This window comes from Nocardia sp. NPDC004722 (genome assembly GCF_053601505.1).
This window is the reverse complement of sequence record NZ_JBSGBY010000089.1, coordinates 1-18,753: the sequence shown is the minus strand read 5'-3', so window position 1 is coordinate 18,753 and position 18,753 is coordinate 1. Positions and strand designations below refer to the sequence as shown.

At 69.3% G+C, this 18,753-nt stretch carries 17 protein-coding genes; 11 read left to right on the top strand and 6 right to left on the bottom strand.

Annotated features, from left to right (window positions below; genetic code table 11):
* Positions 1-56: 56 nt before the first annotated feature.
* Positions 57-464, top strand: coding sequence for a VOC family protein (locus ACWELQ_RS12025; protein WP_452397050.1), 408 nt, complete (start codon positions 57-59; stop codon positions 462-464).
* Between the two features lie 47 nt (positions 465-511).
* On the opposite strand, the gene ACWELQ_RS12020 is transcribed toward ACWELQ_RS12025, so the two are convergent.
* Positions 512-940 carry a hypothetical protein gene (locus tag ACWELQ_RS12020; RefSeq protein WP_452397048.1) on the bottom strand — a complete coding sequence of 143 codons (429 nt, stop codon included), beginning with the start codon at positions 938-940 and terminating at the stop codon, positions 512-514.
* A 283-nt stretch (positions 941-1,223) separates the two neighbouring features.
* Here ACWELQ_RS12020 and ACWELQ_RS12015 point away from each other — a divergent pair, with 283 nt between their 5' ends.
* The gene (locus tag ACWELQ_RS12015) at positions 1,224-2,531 is read left to right on the top strand and encodes a DUF4192 domain-containing protein (RefSeq protein ID WP_452397047.1); all 1,308 of its coding nucleotides are present in this window, start codon (positions 1,224-1,226) and stop codon (positions 2,529-2,531) included.
* A 7-nt stretch (positions 2,532-2,538) separates the two neighbouring features.
* Here the strand turns inward: ACWELQ_RS12015 and galE are convergent, their stop codons facing one another.
* Positions 2,539-3,522 carry a UDP-glucose 4-epimerase GalE gene (galE, locus tag ACWELQ_RS12010; RefSeq protein WP_452397046.1) on the bottom strand — a complete coding sequence of 328 codons (984 nt, stop codon included), beginning with the start codon at positions 3,520-3,522 and terminating at the stop codon, positions 2,539-2,541.
* Between the two features lie 3 nt (positions 3,523-3,525).
* Positions 3,526-4,212 (bottom strand): iron dependent repressor, metal binding and dimerization domain protein, encoded by a 687-nt coding sequence (locus ACWELQ_RS12005; RefSeq protein ID WP_452397045.1) that lies wholly within the window; start codon positions 4,210-4,212, stop codon positions 3,526-3,528.
* Positions 4,213-4,452: 240 nt separating this feature from the next.
* Here ACWELQ_RS12005 and ACWELQ_RS12000 point away from each other — a divergent pair, with 240 nt between their 5' ends.
* The 6 genes from ACWELQ_RS12000 to ACWELQ_RS11975 are packed head-to-tail and all read left to right on the top strand — an operon-like array spanning position 4,453 to position 12,655.
* On the top strand, positions 4,453-5,691 hold the full coding sequence (locus ACWELQ_RS12000; RefSeq protein ID WP_452397044.1) for an acetoin utilization protein AcuC: 1,239 nt from the start codon (positions 4,453-4,455) through the stop codon (positions 5,689-5,691).
* Positions 5,692-5,740: 49 nt separating this feature from the next.
* Complete coding sequence (locus ACWELQ_RS11995) at positions 5,741-8,392, top strand: bifunctional acetate--CoA ligase family protein/GNAT family N-acetyltransferase (protein WP_452397049.1); 2,652 nt, start codon at positions 5,741-5,743, stop codon at positions 8,390-8,392.
* 56 nt (positions 8,393-8,448) lie between these two features.
* The gene (ppc, locus tag ACWELQ_RS11990; protein WP_452397043.1) at positions 8,449-11,211 is read left to right on the top strand and encodes a phosphoenolpyruvate carboxylase; all 2,763 of its coding nucleotides are present in this window, start codon (positions 8,449-8,451) and stop codon (positions 11,209-11,211) included.
* A 51-nt stretch (positions 11,212-11,262) separates the two neighbouring features.
* On the top strand, positions 11,263-11,616 hold the full coding sequence (locus ACWELQ_RS11985; protein WP_452397042.1) for an ArsR/SmtB family transcription factor: 354 nt from the start codon (positions 11,263-11,265) through the stop codon (positions 11,614-11,616).
* Positions 11,613-12,059: an SRPBCC family protein gene (locus ACWELQ_RS11980; protein ID WP_452397041.1), complete on the top strand. Its 447-nt coding sequence runs from the start codon at positions 11,613-11,615 to the stop codon at positions 12,057-12,059. Before ACWELQ_RS11985 ends, ACWELQ_RS11980 begins: the two co-directional genes overlap by 4 nt.
* A gap of 59 nt (positions 12,060-12,118) precedes the next feature.
* The gene (locus ACWELQ_RS11975) at positions 12,119-12,655 is read left to right on the top strand and encodes an SRPBCC family protein (RefSeq protein ID WP_452397040.1); all 537 of its coding nucleotides are present in this window, start codon (positions 12,119-12,121) and stop codon (positions 12,653-12,655) included.
* Here ACWELQ_RS11975 and ACWELQ_RS11970 read toward each other — a convergent pair.
* Positions 12,652-14,103, bottom strand: coding sequence for an MDR family MFS transporter (locus ACWELQ_RS11970; RefSeq protein WP_452397039.1), 1,452 nt, complete (start codon positions 14,101-14,103; stop codon positions 12,652-12,654). The two genes, ACWELQ_RS11975 and ACWELQ_RS11970, sit on opposite strands and share 4 nt — an antisense overlap.
* An 84-nt stretch (positions 14,104-14,187) precedes the next feature.
* Between ACWELQ_RS11970 and ACWELQ_RS11965 the strand changes: the two genes are divergently transcribed.
* A complete protein-coding gene (locus tag ACWELQ_RS11965) occupies positions 14,188-14,760 on the top strand; it encodes a TetR/AcrR family transcriptional regulator (RefSeq protein ID WP_452397038.1) in 573 nt (190 codons plus the stop codon).
* On the opposite strand, the gene ACWELQ_RS11960 is transcribed toward ACWELQ_RS11965, so the two are convergent.
* A complete protein-coding gene (locus ACWELQ_RS11960) occupies positions 14,750-15,601 on the bottom strand; it encodes an SDR family NAD(P)-dependent oxidoreductase (protein ID WP_452397037.1) in 852 nt (283 codons plus the stop codon). The two genes, ACWELQ_RS11965 and ACWELQ_RS11960, sit on opposite strands and share 11 nt — an antisense overlap.
* Before the next feature lie 398 nt (positions 15,602-15,999).
* On the opposite strand from ACWELQ_RS11960, the gene ACWELQ_RS11955 reads away from it, so the two are divergent.
* A complete protein-coding gene (locus ACWELQ_RS11955; protein WP_452397036.1) occupies positions 16,000-16,863 on the top strand; it encodes a helix-turn-helix domain-containing protein in 864 nt (287 codons plus the stop codon).
* Positions 16,864-16,866: 3 nt separating this feature from the next.
* On the opposite strand, the gene ACWELQ_RS11950 is transcribed toward ACWELQ_RS11955, so the two are convergent.
* On the bottom strand, positions 16,867-17,646 hold the full coding sequence (locus tag ACWELQ_RS11950; protein WP_452397035.1) for an NAD(P)H-dependent oxidoreductase: 780 nt from the start codon (positions 17,644-17,646) through the stop codon (positions 16,867-16,869).
* A gap of 138 nt (positions 17,647-17,784) precedes the next feature.
* On the opposite strand from ACWELQ_RS11950, the gene ACWELQ_RS11945 reads away from it, so the two are divergent.
* Positions 17,785-18,627 (top strand): helix-turn-helix transcriptional regulator, encoded by an 843-nt coding sequence (locus ACWELQ_RS11945; protein ID WP_452397034.1) that lies wholly within the window; start codon positions 17,785-17,787, stop codon positions 18,625-18,627.
* Positions 18,628-18,753: the final 126 nt, after the last annotated feature.

The following is an 18,753-nucleotide window of genomic DNA, read 5'->3' as shown; positions in this document are numbered from 1 at the left end:
TGGGCGCGATGATGGATTCATACCGATCACCACCCTCGATGAAGGAGACGACCGAGATGCTGCGCGGAATGGCGACCGTCAACTACTACGCCGACGATCTGGAGGCGGCCAAGGACTGGTACAGCGAATTGCTCGGTGTCGCACCGTATTTCACCGTGCCGGGCGGGTACTACGAGTTCCGAATCGGTGACTACCAGGCCGAGCTGGGCATCATCAACAAGAAGTTCGCGCCCGCTCATCCGGATCGGCCGGGCGGGCAGATCGTGAACTGGCATGTCGACGATGTCGCCGCCACGTTCGCGCGGTTGCTCGAACTCGGGGCCACCGTGTACGAGCCGATCATCGAACGCGGCGAGGGCACCGGATTCGTGACGGCGTCGGTGGTGGACCCGTTCGGCAATGTCCTGGGCATCATGACCAATCCGCACTACCTGGCGATCCTCGCCGGTACCGAGCACGAATAGACCTGGCGGACCGGTGAACCCGGGCTCTGCCCAGCCCGGGTCGCCGGTCAGCCCGCCGAACCGGTCGGCAGCAGGCCGCCGAAGGAGCCGCCGCCACCGGTGGTCGGCGGGGCGTTGAGGGCGTAGCCGATCGAGGCGGTCGAGCTGTCCTGTGCGGCGCTGATGGTGTAGTTGCCGTAATCGGTCGGCACCCAGGTGATCTGCGCGGTCGCGGCATTGGCGTCCCACTGGTCCTGGACCGGGACGGCGTAGCCGACCACATTGCCGTTCACCGAGATCGAGACCTGGTTGAGGCGGTTGTCGCCGGACACCCGAACCCGCACGTAGCACGGCTTGTTGGGCGCGCACTGCTGGCTGTCGGAGACATTGTCGACCCGGACCTGGTTGGTGTCGGCCGAGGCGGTCGGGGCCAGCAGCGCGGGCACGGCTACCGCGGTCAGCGCGGCCGCCGCGGCGGTGAATGTCGTGCTCTTCATTGCACGCGATACTCCTTCCGGCACTGCGGATGACGAGTGCCGAGCCGGACTGTAACAGCGCGAACCGCTCGATTCGGGCGAAATGAAATGAATCCATTTCATCTGTGGGGCCGATCACCGCGCGGCACCCTAACAGCACCCACCGACATTCGGGGCTTGCCTTCTCGGAGGCTCGCCGAATACCTCACCGCTTCCGTGGATCGTCGCCCGAACATCCACAGCTCCAACAAATCCCGAGGTCGCCGACCAGGCCGGATTCACCGCCCGGCGCACGCTCGACGGCATGACAAAGCCCACCGAACCCACCCCACACCGCGACCCCGCTCCACTGCCCGACCCGACCCCGCCACCGCCACCCAGCCCCGCGACGCCGCCCGGACCCGTGCGGTCAGTCGGGTCGCAGACCTCGGTCGAGTCGGCGCAGGGCATCGGTCAGGTCGGGCAGGGCCCGACACCGGGGCCGCCCTCGTCTGATCCGCTGCCCGGCCACCCTGGCGAGCCGCCGGAGTCGGAGCCTCGGCTGCGCGCGCCGGGTGACCTCATCGCGGCGGTTCCGGCGATGCTCGGGTTCATGCCGGAGCGGTCGCTGGTGGTCGCTGTGCTGGGGGTCGATCCGCAGTCGCCGCAGTGTGCCGTCGTCGAGGTGGTGACGCGGATGGATTTGGATAATCCGGGCCGCGCGGCTACGGGTGTCTTGGTCGACGAGGTCGCGAATGTCTGTGTGCGGCACCAGGCCACGGCGGCGTTGGCGCTCATCGTCGACGACCGGGCGACACCGCCGGAGAGTCGGCATCCGGGCGTTCGCGGGCGCAAGCACCGCGATCTCGTCGCGGCGCTGGAACATCGGCTGGATGCCGTCGAGGTGCCGCTCACCGGGGCGTGGGCGGTGCGGGCCATCGGCGCGGAACTGTCCTGGTGGAGTCTGTCGGACTCGGGTTCGCAGGGGTTGCAACCCGATCCGGCGACCTCGCTCGTGACGCTGCGGCATGTGCTGGAAGGGCGGCCACTGCGCGGCTCGCGCCGCGAGCTGACCGAGGTGCTCGCCGTGGATCCCGTCATGCGCGAGGCGACCGCCGCTGCCATACCCATCGCCGTCGCGGCCTCGGCGCGCCGATCGGCTCGCCTGGCGGAGCACGGTGACACGGCACTCGAGCTGCGGCACCAGATGTGCCGGGTGCTGCGGTACCTGGAACTCGTCGAGGCCGGTGCGCGGCTCACCTCCGGGCAGGTGGCCGATGTGTCAGTGGCCTTGCGCGACAAGGAATTGCGCGACATGACGTTCGCGTTCGTCATCGGCCCGCACGCGCACGCGGCCGAGGCGTTGTGGCTGCAACTGGCGCGAGCGCTGCCGGATCCCGATCGTGCCGAAGCGGCTGCACTGCTGGGTTATTGCGCCTACGTGCGCGGGGACGGACCGCTGGCGGGGGTCGCGCTGGACGCCGCATTAATCGCGGACCCGCACCACCGCATGGCGAATCTGCTGGAGTGCGGATTGCGCACCGGCATGCGGCCGGAGAGGCTGGGTGAGCTCGCCGAGTCCGGCCGCGAGGCCGCCGCCGCACTCGGCGTCGACCTCGGGCCGCACTCGTGAGAGGTGATCAGCGGCGCGCGGAGTGCGCGCGGTCGCCCAGTGAGCGCAGGAAATCCCAGGCGTCGGAGACGATCTCGTCGAGATCGGTGTGCTCCGGCTGCCAGCCGAGCTCGGCGACGGCCTTGGCGCTGGAAGCCACCAGCACGGCCGGATCGCCCGCGCGGCGCGGGGCGTCGACCTGGTTGATCGGCAGCCCGGTCACCCGCTCGCACGCGGAGATGACCTCGCGCACCGAGAAACCGGTGCCGCTGCCCAAATTGAAAATGCGGTGCACACCCGGCTGCGACTGCGCCAGCGCCCGCAGATGCGCCTGCGCCAGATCGCGGATGTGGATGTAGTCGCGCACCGCGGTGCCGTCCGGCGTCGGGTAGTCGGTGCCGAACACCGAGATGGACTCGCGCTGACCCAGCGCGGTCTGCAACACCAGGGGGATGAGATGGGTTTCCACCACACGGTTCTCGCCGAGCCCGGCGTAGGCGCCGGCCACGTTGAAGTACCGCAGACTGGTCGCCGCCAGCCCGTGCGCGGCGGCGTACGAGGTGATGGCGTAGTCGATCGACAGCTTCGACGCCCCGTACGGGTTGGTCGGCAGCTTGGCGGCGTCCTCGACGATCGGCACCTGCTCGGGCTCGCCGTACACGGCCGCGGTGGAGGAGAACACCAGGCGCGGGGTGCCCGCGGCGCGCATGGCCTCGAGCAGCGCGAGGGTCTTCACCACATTGCCGTGCCAGTACTTCTCCGGCGCCACCACGGATTCGCCGACCAGCGACTGCGCCGCGAAATGCAGCACCCCGTCGAAGGATTCGGCCGCGACGAGCTCGACGCCCGCGGTCGCGATATCGCCCTCGACGAACTTCGCGCCCGCCGGGACACCGTCGGCATTGCCGGTGGAGAGATCATCGACGACGACCACCTCGTGGCCGTCCTCGAGCAGAACCTGCGCGCAGACGCCACCGACGTAGCCCGCGCCTCCGGTCACCAGAAGCTTCACGTATCAGACCAACTTCACCTGGACGGCGTGCGCCATCTCGTCGGACAGTTCGAATCCCTCATGGCCGGGCACCGAGATGATGACCGCGCCCGGCTTGGTCTCCACGGTGACGCGGGCATCGGGCACCACGCCCGCCTCGCGGAGCTGGTTGATCGTCTCCGGATCGGTCTGGATGTGCTCCGAGAGCCGCCGCACCACGACGGCCTGCGCCTGCCCGGTCGGCAGATCGCTGAGCCGGACCAGCTTCTCCTCGCCGCCCGCGCCGGGCTTGACGCCCAGTTCGTCCAGGCCCGGAATGGGATTGCCGTAGGGGGAGGTGGTGGGGTGGTTGAGCACCTCGACCAGGCGGCGCTCCACCTCCTCGCTCATCACGTGCTCCCAGCGGCACGCCTCGGCGTGCACGTTCTCCCATTCGAGCCCGATGATGTCGACCAGCAACCGCTCGGCCAGCCGGTGCTTGCGCATCACGGCCACGGCCATCGAGCGGCCCTTGTCGGTCAGTTCGAGGTGGCGATCACCGGCCACGGTCAGCAGGCCGTCGCGCTCCATCCGCGCGACCGTCTGGCTCACCGTCGGGCCACTCTGCTCGAGGCGCTCCGCGATGCGGGCGCGCAGCGGCGTGACACCCTCCTCCTCGAGGTCGTAAATGGTACGGAGGTACATCTCCGTGGTGTCGACCAGATCCTTCACCTGTTAAACCCCTTCGTCGGCACGAATTCTACCCATGCACGGCGGCATCACCGGGCGTCAGCTTATTTTGCGAACGCAGAGTCAACACCCAGGACGGGCAGCGTGTTCCCTGCGTGTTTCCGGTATGACACGGCTTCGCATCCACTGTCGCGGCACAGCCTGCCATCCCGGTACGACAGCCTCGCGGTGTCGAAAGCCTCCAAAGCCTACGAACTCGCTCGACGCACTAGCGTGGCAGGTATGCCTGGCCTCGCACGTGGTGACGGAACCGTCGTCTGGACCGATCGATTCCTGGACTACTCCTGGACGCCGGAACATCCCATGCGGCCGGCGCGGCTGCGGTTCACCATGGCGCTCGCCGAGGGGCTCGGACTGCTCGACGGGGTGGAACGGCTCACACCGGAGGCGGCCGGTGAATCGGATCTGCTGCGCGTGCACACCCACGAGTACGTCGAGGCGGTCAAGCACGCGCAGCAACCGTCCGGCCCACTCCCGGTGGCACCGCCGTACGGCTTGGGCTCGGCCGACAATCCGGTCTTCCCGCACATGCACGAGGCGGCGTCGGTGATCGTGGGCGGCACCCTGGCGGCGGCGCGGGAGATCGCGGCCGGACGCACCCGCCGGGCGGTGAGCATCGGTGGTGGCATGCATCACGCCATGCCGGCCTCGGCAGCGGGGTTCTGTGTGTACAACGATGTAGCGGTGGCCATTTCGTGGTTGCTGGACAACGGTTTCGACCGGATCGCCTATATCGACGTGGACGTGCACCACGGCGACGGTGTGCAGCGCATGTTCTACGGGGACCCGCGCGTGCTGACCGTCTCCATCCACCAGCATCCGGCGACCCTGTGGCCCAACACCGGCTGGCCGGAGGAGACGGGCGCGGGCCCTGCCGAGGGCACCGCCGTCAACCTGCCGATCATGCCCGGCACCCGGGACCCGTTGTGGCTGCGCGGTTTTCACGCCGTGGTCCCGGGCGCGGTGGCGGCGTTCCGGCCGCAGATCATCATCAGCCAATGCGGTGTGGACACCCACCGCGAGGATCCGCTCGCCGATCTCGACCTCAGCATCGACGGTCAGCGCGCGGCCTTCCTGGCCATGCGGGAACTGGCCGACACCTACGCCGAGGGCCGCTGGCTCGCGGTCGGCGGCGGGGGTTACGGCCTGATCCGGGTGGTGCCGCGCGCCTGGACGCATCTGTTGGCCACCGCGCTGGACCGCGACATCGACCCGGCCACCCCGACCCCGGTGCAGTGGCGTGAACAGGTCGGGCAGTACGCGCCCATGGTGGCCGCGCCCGAGACCATGGGCGACGGCGCGGACCTCGCCTTCGCCCGCTGGGACGGTCCCGGCGGCGGCCGCGACACCGGCGACGAGCGCGTCGACCGCGCCCGCCGGGCCCTGGACACATCCGTATTGGCAACGCGCCGGGCGAGTTTCGGCCTGCTCGGCCTGGATCCGGAGGATCCCCGTGACTGACCCCGTCGTCCCCGCTCCGCCGCTGCCGCCGGACACCCCGGGCACGCCGGTGAATCCGCCGCCGCCACCGGAACAGTGGTTCGCCGATGTGCTGGCCTCCGACGGCGGCGTGGTCCGGCTGCGCCCGATCACGCCCGCCGACGCGCCGGAGCTGGAGCGCTTCCACGAGGCGCTGTCGGACCGCAGCCGGTATCTGCGGTACTTCGGGCCGTACCCGCGCATGACGCCCAAGGACCTCTACCGGACCACGCACGTGGACTACCGGGATCGGGTCGGGCTGGTGATCGAACTGGGCGAGGCCATCATCGGCGTCGGCCGCTACGAGTTCCTCGCCGACCGTCCCGGGCCGCGCTCGGCCGAGGTGGCGTTCGTGGTGGCCGACTCGCATCAGGGGCGCGGGCTGGGCTCGATCCTGCTCGAGCATCTGGCGGGCGCGGCGGCCGAGAACGATATCGAGACCTTCGTAGCCGAGGTGCTGGCCGAGAACAACGCCATGGTGCAGGTCTTCCGGGACGCGGGCTACCAGGTGCAGCGCAGCCGCGACGGCTCGGTGCTGCACCTGGAATTCGCCATTGACCCCACCGAAGCGCTGCTGTCGGTGCGGGATTCGCGAGAACGCGCCTCGGAGGCGCGCAGCGTCGGAAACCTGTTGTCGCCCAAGTCGATCGCGGTGATCGGGGCGACGCCCTCGGGCAGTCGGGTGGGCGGCGCGGTGCTGGCCAACCTGCTGTCGGGGGCCTATCAGGGCCCGGTGTTCCCGGTGAACCGGCGGCGCGCCGCGGTGCGGGGGGTGCGTGCCTACCCGACGGTGCGCGACATCCCCGACGAGGTCGATCTGGCCGTGATCGCGGTGCCCGCCACCGAGATCGGGTCGGTGCTCGACGACTGCATGGCCAAGGGCGTCAAGGGCCTGGTGGTGCTGACCGCCGGGTTCTCCGAGACCGGGCCGCGCGGCTACCAGGCCGAACGCGATCTGGTCGACGCGGCCCGCGCGCACGGCATGCGGGTGGTCGGCCCGAGCGCGCTCGGCATCGCCAATACCGATCCGGCCATCGGACTCAATGCCACCCTCGCCCCGGTGTTGCCCGGGCGCGGGCGGATCGGATTCTTCTGCCAGTCCGGTCCTTTGGGCGCGGCCATTCTCGGTGAGGCGGCGGCCCGGCAGCTCGGGCTGTCGACGTTCGTCTCGGCCGGTAACCGCGCGGACGTGTCCGGCAACGACCTGCTGCAGTACTGGGACAGCGACCCGGACACGGATGTGGTGCTGCTGTATCTCGAGACCTTCGGCAATCCGCGCAAGTTCTCCCGCATCGCCCGCCGGGTGGCGCACACCAAACCCATTGTGGCCGTGAACAGCGGCCGCAATGTCGCGCAGGTGGACCGGGATCGGGATCTGGACCGCTCGCTGGTGCGCAACCTGTTCGCACAGGCCGGGATCATCCAGGTCGACTCCATCACCGAGCTTTTCGACTGCGCCATGCTGCTGGCCTATCAGCCGTTGCCGGCCGGGCCGCGACTGGCGGTCATCGGCAACAGCTCCGCGCTGAGCTGGCTGGCGGTCGACGCCGCCCGCGGTGAGGGTCTGGAGGCGGGGGAGCCGATCGACCTCGGCCCGCAGGCAGGTCCGGCCGACTATCTGACCGCGGTGGCCGCCGCTGTCAGCGACCCCGCGGTGGACGCGGTCATCGTCATCTATTCACCACCGGTGCCCGCGGCCGTCGCCTCCTTCGCCGAGGCGATCCGCTCGGGCGCCCAATCCGATCCGGCCACACCGGTTCTGACCACCTTCGTCGCCGATCAGGGCATGTCCAATCTGCTGGCCGTGCGCGGCCTGGGCGGCATCCTCGAGCGCGGATCGATTCCCTCCTACGGTGATCCGGAGCGGGCGGCGCGGGCGCTGGCGCGGGTGCGGCGCTACGCCGACTGGCGCACCCGGCCGCTGTCGCCGGTGGTGCGACCCGACGGCGTCGACACCGTGCGGGCGCGGGAACTGGTGGCGGAGTGGATGTCCGGGGACACCGATCACTGGCTGACCGATCTGCAGGCCGCGGAACTGCTGGGCTGCTACGGGATTCACGTGGTGGAGTTCCGTGAGGTCCGCGACGCCGACGCGGCGCTGGCGGCCGCCGAGGAGCTGGGCTTCCCGGTGGCGGCCAAGGCGACCGGGGAGATGTGGCGCAACCGGCCGGATCTCACCGGTGTCCGGCTGGATCTGTGGCGCGCGGACGCGGTGCGGCGCGCCTTCACCGACCTGACCGAGATCTCCGGCAATCCGGTACATATCCAGCGCATGGCTACCAAGGGCGTGGGCTGCATGTTCCGGGTGCAGGACGACCCGTCGTTCGGCTCGGTCATCAGTTTCGGGCTGTCGGGCACCATCATCGACCTGCTGGGCGACCGCGTGTACCGGGCGCTGCCGCTGACCGAGGCGGAATCGGCCGAACTCATCGACGCGCCCCGCGCCGCCCCGCTGCTGTCGGGCACCGTCGGCGGCCGCGACCTCGGCAAGCCGGTCGACAAAGGCGCGCTGGCCGAACTGGCGCAACGGATCTCGGCGCTCTGCGACGACCTGCCGGAGGTGCGGGAGTTGCAGTGCGAACCGGTGCTGGCCTCGCCGGAGGGCGCGGCCGTGCTGTACGGACGGGTGCGGATCGGGCCGGAACCCAACAGGTTCGATATCGGTCCGCGCCGAATGGGTTGAGCGGCCGCCACAAGCGGCCGGGAGAAAGAAGCCACTGCTTCGGAGAGGTGAACGTAGTGCAGGTAAACCAGATCGAGACAGCCACCGCGCCACTGCGCGACGACATCCGGTTCCTCGGCGGGATCCTCGGTGACACCATTCGCGATCACGAGGGCGCGGAGATCTTCGACCTGATCGAGCGGGTCCGGGTGGAGGCGTTCAAGATCCGCCGCTCCGAGGTGGAGCGCAGCGCGGTCGCCGACATGCTGCGCGATGTCGACATCCACACCGCCATTCCGGTGATCCGCGCCTTCAGCCACTTTCTGCTGCTCGCGAATCTGTCCGAGAACCTGCAGCGCGATCGCCGCCGCGCGGTGCACCTCGCGGCGGGGGAGCCGCCCCAGGACTCCAGCCTCGCCGCCACCTACCGCAAGCTCGACGCCGCCGGACCCGACGGCGACGCGGTCGCCGATCTGCTCGCCGACGCCCTGGTGTCCCCGGTCATCACCGCGCACCCGACCGAGACCCGGCGGCGCACCATCTTCGACGTGCAGGGCCACATCACCGAGCTCATGCGGCAGCGGCAGCGCTACAACAAATACGAACCGGAGTTCGCCGAACTCGAGGTCGATATCCGCCGCCAGGTGCTGCAACTGTGGCGGGCGGCGCTGATCCGCCTGGCGCGCTTGCGGATCCAGGACGAGATCGAGGTCGGGCTGCGCTACTACGACCTGACGTTGTTCGATGTGATTCCGCGCATCAACGATCAGGTGCGGGCTGCGCTGCGTGAACGCTGGCCGGGACACGATCTGCTGGCCCGGCCGATCCTGCGGCCCGGTTCCTGGATCGGCGGCGACCGCGACGGCAATCCGTTCGTGACCGCGGAGGTGGTGCACCGCGCCACCCACCGGGCGGGCGCGGTCGCCTTCGAGCGCTACTTGAAGGCGCTGGTGGAGTTGGAGAAGACGCTGTCGCAGTCGGCGCGGCTGGTGCCGGTGACGCCGGAACTCGCCGCGCTCGCCGACGCGGGCTACGACGACTCGCCGCAGCGGGCCGACGAACCGTATCGGCGTGCGATTCGCGGTATCCGGGCCCGGCTCAGTGCCACGGCACGGCGGTCGCTGGGGGAGATCCCCACGGACGGAATCGATGTCGACGCGCACGCGTATGCCGGTCCCGACGAGCTGCTGGCCGATCTGAACATCGTGGACGCCTCCATGCGGGCCTCGGGTGACGGGCTGCTGGCCGATGAGGGACTGGCCGCGCTGCGAGCGGCGGTGGAGACCTTCGGTTTCCACCTGCAGGGCCTGGACATGCGCCAGAACTCCGAAACCCACGAGCAGGTGGTGGCCGAGCTGTTCGCCTGGGCCGGAGTGCATTCCGACTACGCCTCGCTCGACGAGGCCGCGCGCGTGGAGTTGCTGTCGGCCGAACTGACCACCCGTCGCCCGCTGGTCGGGCCCAACGCCCAGCTCAGTGAGCTCGCGACCAAGGAGCTCGCGGTGGTCCGCGCCGCGAAGGTCGCGCTGGATGATCTGGGTCCGGATACCGTGCCCAACTACATCATCAGCATGTGCACCTCGGTCAGCGACATGCTCGAGGCCGCCCTGCTGCTCAAGGAGGCGGGCATCCTGGATCCGGGCGACGCGGACACCCCGCCGTCCAGCCCGGCGGGGGTGGTGCCGCTGTTCGAGACCATCGACGATCTCCGCAGCGGAGCCGAAATCCTTTCCGCCGCACTGGAAGTGCCCGCATATCAGCGCCTGGTCGCCGCCCGTGGCATGCGCCAGGAGGTCATGCTCGGCTACTCCGACTCCAACAAGGACGGCGGCTACCTGGCCGCCAACTGGGCGTTGTATCGCGCCGAGCTGAACCTGGTGGACGTGGCCCGCAAGACCGGAATCCGGTTGCGGCTCTTCCACGGTCGCGGCGGCACCGTGGGCCGCGGTGGCGGCCGCAGCTACGACGCCATCCTCGCCCAGCCCGCCGGTGCGGTGCGCGGCGCGCTGCGGCTGACCGAGCAGGGCGAGGTCATCTCCACCAAGTACGCGGACTCCGGCACCGCCTTCCGCAATCTGGAGGCGCTGGTCGCGGGCACGCTGGAATCCACCCTGCTGGACGTGGAAGGTCTGGGCGCGGATGCCGAACCGGCCTACGAGATGCTCGACGAACTGGCCGAGGCCGCACGCGCGGCGTATGCCCGGCTGGTGCACGAGACGCCCGGCTTCGTCGACTACTTCCGCGCCTCGACCCCGATCGCCGAGGTCGCCGACCTGAATCTGGGCAGCCGTCCCGCCTCCCGCAAGCCCACCAACTCCGTCTACGACCTGCGTGCCATCCCCTGGGTGATGGCATGGAGCCAGTCCCGTGTGATGCTGCCCGGGTGGTACGGCACCGGAACGGCTTTCGAGCAGTGGATCGGTGACGACCCGGCCCGGCTGGCCACCCTGTCGGACCTCTACCGCCGCTGGCCGTTCTTCCAGACGGTGCTGTCGAACCTGGCGCAGGTGATGGCCAAGGCCGATATGGACATCGCCTCCAGCTACGCGGACCTGGTGCCGGACAAGGACTTGCGCGACAAGGTCTTCGGCATGATCTGCGAGGAGTACTCACGCACCGTGCGCATGCACGCCGCCATCACCGGCACCGAGGAACTGCTCGCCGACAACCCGGCCCTCGCCGAATCCATCCACAACCGCTTCCCCTACCTGGAGCCGCTCAACCAGCTCCAGGTCGACCTGCTGCGCCGCCGCCGTGCGGGGGACACCTCCGAGCTGGTCGAGCGCGGCATCCTGCTCACCATGAACGGCCTGGCCACGGCCCTGCGCAACTCCGGGTAGGAAAACTCCTACGGTTGACAGGTAGGTGAAGTCCTACCTATTCTCGGGTGTATGCCGTACCGCTTGAAGTCAGGGTCCGCCGATCGCGTTTTCGGGGCGCTGGCCAATCCGACCCGGCGCGACATCCTCGAGCTGTTGCTCGAGGATGAGCTGTCGGTGCAGGTGATCGCCGAGCGCTTCGATATGGCCAGGCCCAGTGTCTCCGAGCACCTGAAGGTGCTGCGGGACGCGGGTCTGGTCGCCGAGGAGCGCAGGGGGCGGCAACGGTTCTATCGGGTCGAGCCGGATCCCTTGCACGAGTTGCAGTCCTGGCTCGATCCGTTCGAACGATTCTGGCGGGCCCGGCTGCGCGACCTGGGTGCGGTCCTGGACGCCATGCCCGACGAACCCGAGGAGGACCGATGATGACCGACGATGTCACCAAGATCGAGCTCGACCACTTCTACCCGCATCCGCCGCAGAAGGTGTGGCGGGCGCTGACGACCCCGGAACTCATGGGGCAGTGGATGATGCGGCCGATCGGCTTCGAACCCGTGGTGGGCAATGTCTTCGAGATGAAGACACAGCCCATGCCGGGGCAGAACTTCTCCGGCGAGATTCGCGGGACCGTGCTGGAAGTCGTTGCGCCGGAACTGCTCAGCATCAGCTGGAGCGACGCGAACGCGGAGCGGGAAAGTGGCTGGGTGATCAGCTGGGCGCTGCGGCCGGAGGGGAAGGGTACGCGAATTCTGTTCAGTCACACGGGTTTCGATCCCGAGGACGCGGTCATGCAGCGCGCTCGCACCATCATGGGTGGCGGCTGGAAGGGCATGCTCGACAAGCTGGAAGCGGTCGTGGCGGCCTGCTGATTGACCGGACCACCCGGCGGGTTTATCGTCTGAGACAGCCTGTCGAACGAGGTGGTCCCATGTTGTCCCGTCTGACACGACGTCCCGTCGAACTCGTGCACACCGTGACCGATACCGGCATCCGCGACGAGCTCTCGCTGCTGGTCGCCGCACCGCCCGAAGCCTTGTGGGCGCTGGTCTCCGACGTCACCCAGATGGGGCGCTGGAGCCCGGAAAACGTTGGGGCGCAGTGGCTGGGCCGTGTCACCCGGCCGGTCGTGGGGGCCTGGTTCATCGGGTTCAATCGCATCGGACCGGTGCCGTGGGCCACGCCCTGCGAAGTGACCGTCGCCGAGCGGCCACACTATTTCGAATTCCGGGTGCACCTCATCGGCACCCGGTGGGGCTATCGGCTCGAGCCCGCCGAGGCCGGCACGCTCGTCACCGAATATCGCGAATGGTCCCACGGCGCACCGCTGCTGAAGCTGCTGCGGCTGTCGGGCCCGATCGGCCGACCCCGCGACAATCTCGCGCTGGACGGGCTGTACCGCTCCGTGTATCGCCTCAAGGCGCTCGCGGAAGCGGCACAGCCCGGCCCGGGGAATCGGAACTATTAGCTCTGTGGCACCGGCTCTTTCGCCGGGGCTGGAGCCTGCGCGGGCGGGCCCGCCTGTCGCAGCGGCACTTCCACGATGAACAGCGCGGCGATCAGCCCGACCGCGCACAGCACCGCCGACCACGTGAAGATGCTGTCGATCCCGGCGGCCACCCCGGCCAGATGCTCGTGGCCGGTGACCTGCCGGTTGAACAGTGCGCCGAACAGGGCCACACCGAACGATCCGCCCAGTGTCCGGAACAGCGTCGAAACCCCCGACGCCGCACCGATGTCCTTCATCTGCACGCTGTTCTGCGCGATGAGCACCGTCATCTGCATGAGGAATCCCAGGCCCGCGCCCAGCATCGCCATGTAGAGACCCGCGGTGAACCGGCTGGTGTCGGTGCCCATGGTGGCCAGTGCGATGCTGCCCGCGGTGAGCAGCACGCCGCCCGCGATCGGGAACACCTTGTAGCGGCCGGTCTTGCTCATCACCTTGCCCGCGATCTGCGAGACCACGATGATCGGCACCATCATCGGCAGCAGCAACAGCCCCGAGTTCGACGCCGACGCGCCCTGCACGGTCTGCTGGAACAGCGGCAGGAAGCTGACCGCGCCGAACATGGCCACACCCACCACCACCGACAGCATCGAGGTCAACACGAAGTTGCGGTTGCCGAACAGACTCAGCGGGATGATCGGCTCGGGTGCGCGGGTCTGCGACCACAGGAAGGCGGGCAGCCCCAGCAGCACCACCGCGATGGCGGTGAGCACCTGCGGTGAGCCCCAAGCGTATTGGGCCCCGCCCCAGGTCGCGACGAGCACGATGGCGGAGATGGTGACGGTCAGCAGCGCCGCGCCCAGGTAGTCGATCTTGGCATTGGGTCGCCGGGCGGTCAGGTGCAGTGCGAGCTGGCACCACACCAGCGCGATCAGTCCCAGCGGCAGGTTCAGGTAGAACGCCCACCGCCAGCCGGCGTGATCGGTGACGAAGCCGCCGACCAGCGGCCCGCCGATGGTGGCCAGGGCCATGACCGAGGCGGTCATGCCCATGTACTTGGCGCGTTCGCGCGGCGGGACGAGCTCGCCGATGATGGCGAACGCGCCCGCCGCCAGCCCGCCCGCGCCGATGCCCTGCACGACGCGGAAGCCGATGAGCTGGTCCATGTTCTGCGCCGCCCCGGACAGTCCGGAGCCGAGCAGGAAGATCGCGATCGAGGCCAGGAAGTTGTATTTGCGGCCGAACAGGTCACCGAGTTTGGCCCAGATGGGGGTGGAGGCGGCGGTGGCCAGGGTGTAGGCGGAGACCACCCAGGACAGCCGGTCGAGGCCGCCCAGTTCGCGGACGATCGTCGGCATCGCGGTGCCGACGATCACGTTGTCGAGCATGGCCAGCAGCATGGCCAGCATCACGCCCAACAGGATCCAGCGCACGTTGTGCGGCTTCTGAGCTGTGGTTATCGAAGTCATGATCCCAGAAAACCATAATGACTAAAGAAATTCAATCAGTAAGAAAATTGTATGACTTAGGTGACTCTGGGTAAGGTGGCTCCCATGAGCGGACTGCGCGAGCGAAAGAAGGTCCAGACCCGCAAGGCCCTGGCCGACGCGGCCCTGCGGTTGTTCCTGGAACGCGGCTACGACGCGGTCAGCGTCAAGGAGGTGGCCGAGGCGGCCGACGTCTCGGTGCCCACCCTCTTCGCGCACTTCCCCGACGGGAAGGAATCGCTGGTCTTCGACATGGACGCCGACCGCGAGGCGGCCGTGGTGGCCGCGGTGCGTGACCGGGCGCCGGGGTCGACCGTGCTCGAGGGCTTGCGCGATGCCTTCCTGGCGTTCCCGCGCCCGCCGCAGAGCCCCGAGTTCCGGGACTTCACCCGGATGATCGACGAAACCCCCGCGCTGTCGAGCTATTTCCGCAGGATGTGGCAGCGTCACGAGGGCGCGCTTGCACAGGCCATCGCCGAGGACATCGGCCGTGAGCCCGACGACGTGGCCGTGATCACGTTGGCGCACTTCGTCTTCGGCGCGCTCGATGTCGCCCGCCGCGGCGACGACCCGGCGGGCGACCTCACGCGCATCTTCGACCTGCTCGAAAACGGCTGGGGCGCAATCCTCAAGCCGTGAAGGCGTCCACGTGGTCGCGCACCCAGTCGGCGTAGCTGCGCGGCGCGCGGCCCAGGACCAGTTCGATATCGCGGGTGACGGTGGAGTTTCCGCCTCGGCGGACGAAGGCGTTGCCCGCCGTCGCGCGTTCGGCGAACTTCTCGGTCCGGCCCGCCGCGACCAATGCCGCGCTGACCTGATCGAGCGGGATATCGGCGACCTCCAGCTGTCGGCCCAGCGCGTCGCCCAAGATCTGCGCCTGTTCGGGCACCGATAGCGCCTGCGGTCCGGTGAGCGTGTAGACGCGGCCCGCGTGTTCGTCGGAGAGCAGCACAGCCGCCGCCACCGCGGCGATGTCTCGCGGATCGACGACGCCCTGAACACCGGTGGCGGTCATATTCGGCACCGGCTGACCGGCCTTGATGGGCGCGACCCAGCTCAGCGTGTTCGAGGCGAAGGAGCTGGGGCGCAGGATCGTCCACGCCGCCCCGCTCTCGCTGATCGCCTTCTCGCCGGGCATGTGCCAGGTGGCGAACGGCCCCAGCAGCGGGTCTCCGGTACCGATGGCCGAGAGCTTCACCAGGCGGGGGACGCCCGCCTCGCGTGCGGCGGCGATCAGCGCGGTGTCGGTGTCGGTGTCGTCGATGGAGACCTGTCCGTTCAGGAACGCCGCCTGCGCTCCGGCGAAGGCCGCAGCCATGGACGCCGGATCGAGGTAGTCGCCCCGCACCACCTCCACGCCTTCGGGGAACCGCGCCGTGTCCGGATTCCTGCTCACCGCACGCACTTTCACGCCGCGCTCGGCGAGCTGGCGGACGATTTCACTTCCGATGGTGCCCGTGGCACCGGTGATAACGATCATGGCTACGAGCCTGCCGACCGACCGGCCTGCGGCGATAGGAAAAACCGGCACAGCCGCGACCGCCCCGGCTGCCTAGAGTGGATGTGGTGACCAGCGTGCAAACCTCGACTCCACTCGCGCCCGCTCCCGCCACGCCGACCTCGGTTCCGTCCGGAATCCGCATGGGTGCTGCCGGTACCGGCTCGGCTACAGCTGAAATCCGCATCGCTGCCGCTGGAACCGGCTCAGCTACAGCTGGAATCGGCATGCCTGCCGCTGGAACCGGCTCAGCTCCGGCTGGAATCGGCATGGCTGCCGCTGGAACCGGCTCAGCTCCGGCTGGAATCGGCATGGCTGTCGCCGGTACCGGTACGGCTCCGGCCGGAGCCAGTTCGGCTGTGGCTGCGAGGGGTTCGGCGGTGGTAGTCGGCTTGGCCCCGGCCTCCTTTCGCGCGGCTCGCGAGGCCGGGGCGGCCACCCCGACTCGGGTCGTCACCTCGGAGGATCTCGAGCGCCGCCTGCCTCCGCCCGCCGCGCTGCGGTCGTGGGTCACCGAGATCACTCACATCCCGACCGTCCGCCTCGAATCCGGGGCGTTCACTCACCTGCCGCGGGCCGTCACCTCGATCGTGCTGCGGACCGACGCGTCCGGCCACCGTGACGCCCTGGTACTGGGCCCGCGCACCCACGCCAGCTACGCGGCTCCGGACAAGCCCGCCGGTTGCACTCGAATCCGCCTGGCCCCCGGTGCTTCCCAAGCCCTGCTGGGTGTCCCGGCCGCCGCGCTGACCGACCGTGTCGCGCGGCTGTCGGACCTCCCCGGCCCTGCCGCCGATCTCGCCGCCGAACTCCTCGAGCTCGATCCGGAGGACATCGCGGCTTTTCTGGAAGCCGAACTGCCGCACCGTCTCCGCGAGGATCCGACTCGTCGCGACCACCGCCGCCTGCTGGGTTCCGCGATGGCCGCGATGGACACCGCGGCCCCGGTGGGTGAGCTTGCGGCGAGTCTCGCCGTCAGCGAACGTCAGCTGCGCAACCTCTTCACCGCAGGAGTCGGTGTGTCGCCCAAGCACTATGCTCGGATCACCCGGGTCCGGCAGGTGCTCGCCGCGGCCGGGAACACGCCGTGGTCGCATCTGGCCACCGATTCGGGCTTTTACGACCAGTCGCATATGACCACGGATTTCCGTTCGCTGATGGGCGTGACACCCGACCGCTTCTTCAAGGGTCGGGTGCCCGCGCCGACGCCCTGCCAGTCGATCACCAGGCCGTTCGAGTCCTGAGGCTCAGCCGCGCACGTGGAGGCCGAATCCGGTGCGGCCGTGGGGCTCTAGCCCGTTCTCGAGCTGGAGCGACGGGATCTGGTAGTCGCCGAAGTTCTGGCGGCGGAACGCGATCGGCTCGGTCGAGTCCAGGGTGAGCAGGCGTTGCTCCCAGGCCTTGGCGACGTCGGGGAAGTCCTCGGCGGTCATCCGGTCGGTGCGGTAGAGCACGAACGGCGGCAGCACCTCGATGCCGGGGTAGTAGAGGATGCCGTGCTGGATCGGGAACAGCAGATCGTCGATGGGCCCGTTGATTCCCCTTGCCGTGTAATGCGATTCGGGACCGCCGACGGTCACCGAGAGCAGGGCGCGGCGGCCCACGAGGGTGCCTTCGCCGAATCGCTCGCCGTACTGGACGTCGTTGTGCTCGCCGACGCCGTAGGCGAAGTTGTAGGTGAACACGCGGTCCACCCAGCCTTTGAGGATGGCGGGCATCGTGTACCACCACAGTGGGAACTGGAAGATGACGGTATCGGCCCACAGCAGTTTCTCCTGCTCGGCGCGCACGTCGGCGGTGAGCGTCCCGGCGTCGAACGCCCGGCCCGAGTCGGCCGCGACCCGCAGCGGGCTGGAGGCGTCCGGGCCGTAGTCGGCGGCGTCCACAGTCGCCTTCCAGCCCATCGCGTACAGATCGCTCACCCGCACCTCGTGCCCGGCGGTCTCGAGGGTGGAGACCGCGAGGTCCTTCAAAGAGCCGTTGAGCGACCGCGGTTCGGGATGGGCGTAGACGATCAGCGTTTTCATGGGAACTCCTTCACATCGGATGTTGTCGATCCTGTGCGGCGCGACGGCCGTCGTTCAGGGGCGCTGTTTCCGTCGGATCGGCGTTCCTGGTAATCGCAGGGCCACCCTCGTGGGTCGCGGTGCGGGCAGACTCGGGGCATGGATGATCTCGCGGGCTTTCTGCGCACCCGGCGTTCCCGGGTCGACCCGGCCGCCGTCGGCATCCCAATCGACCGCTACCGCCGTGTCGAGGGGCTGCGCCGCGAGGAGGTCGCGCACCTGTCCGGCGTGAGCGTCGACTATTACGTTCGCCTCGAACAAGGCCGCGCGACACAGCCTTCCGAACAGGTCCTCGACGCCCTGGCCCGCGTCCTGGGCCTCGACGACACCGAACGCGAACACCTCGACCGACTGGCACGGCAGCGCCGCCGCCGCGCCAAGACGCCCGGCGGCCGCCTGCGTCCGGAGCTGCGGCGCGTGCTGGACCTCGTGACCGGCGCACCCGCGCTGATCATGGATCACCGCCTCGACGTGCTGGCCGGAAACGACCTCGCCGACCTGCTCTACGGCCGCCCGACCGCGGGGATGAACACCGCCCGGCATCTCTTCCTCGAGGAGTCGGACCGCGGCCTCTACGAGGGCTGGGAGACCTGCACCCTCGACGTGGTCGGCCACCTGCGCCTGGCCGCCGGAAAATACCCCGACGACCCCCGCCTGGCCTCGCTGATCGGCGAATTGTCCATGGGCAGTGACCGTTTCCGCCGCCTGTGGGCCCGCGCGGACGTCCGCGCCCGCACGCACGGCCGCAAGACCTACCGCCACCCGTTGGTCGGCCTCCTCGAACTGCACCAGGAGAACTTCGCCCTCCCCGACGACTCGGGCCTCGAGTTGATCGTGCTCTCCGCCGCCCCCGGCACGCCCGCCGAGGACGGGCTCCGCCTGCTCGCGAGCCTGGCGACGGGCGGCGAAAGCCAGCGCATCGTGCTCACGCCGGAGCGTTGAGGGCGCTCACATCAGGGCGATGAGGGGCTGGGTTTCGGTTGCGGGGTAGACGGATTCGATGAGGGCCGTGAGGCGGATGCGGGATTCGCCGAGATGGCCGGTGAAGACGCGGCGGCCGGCGGAGGC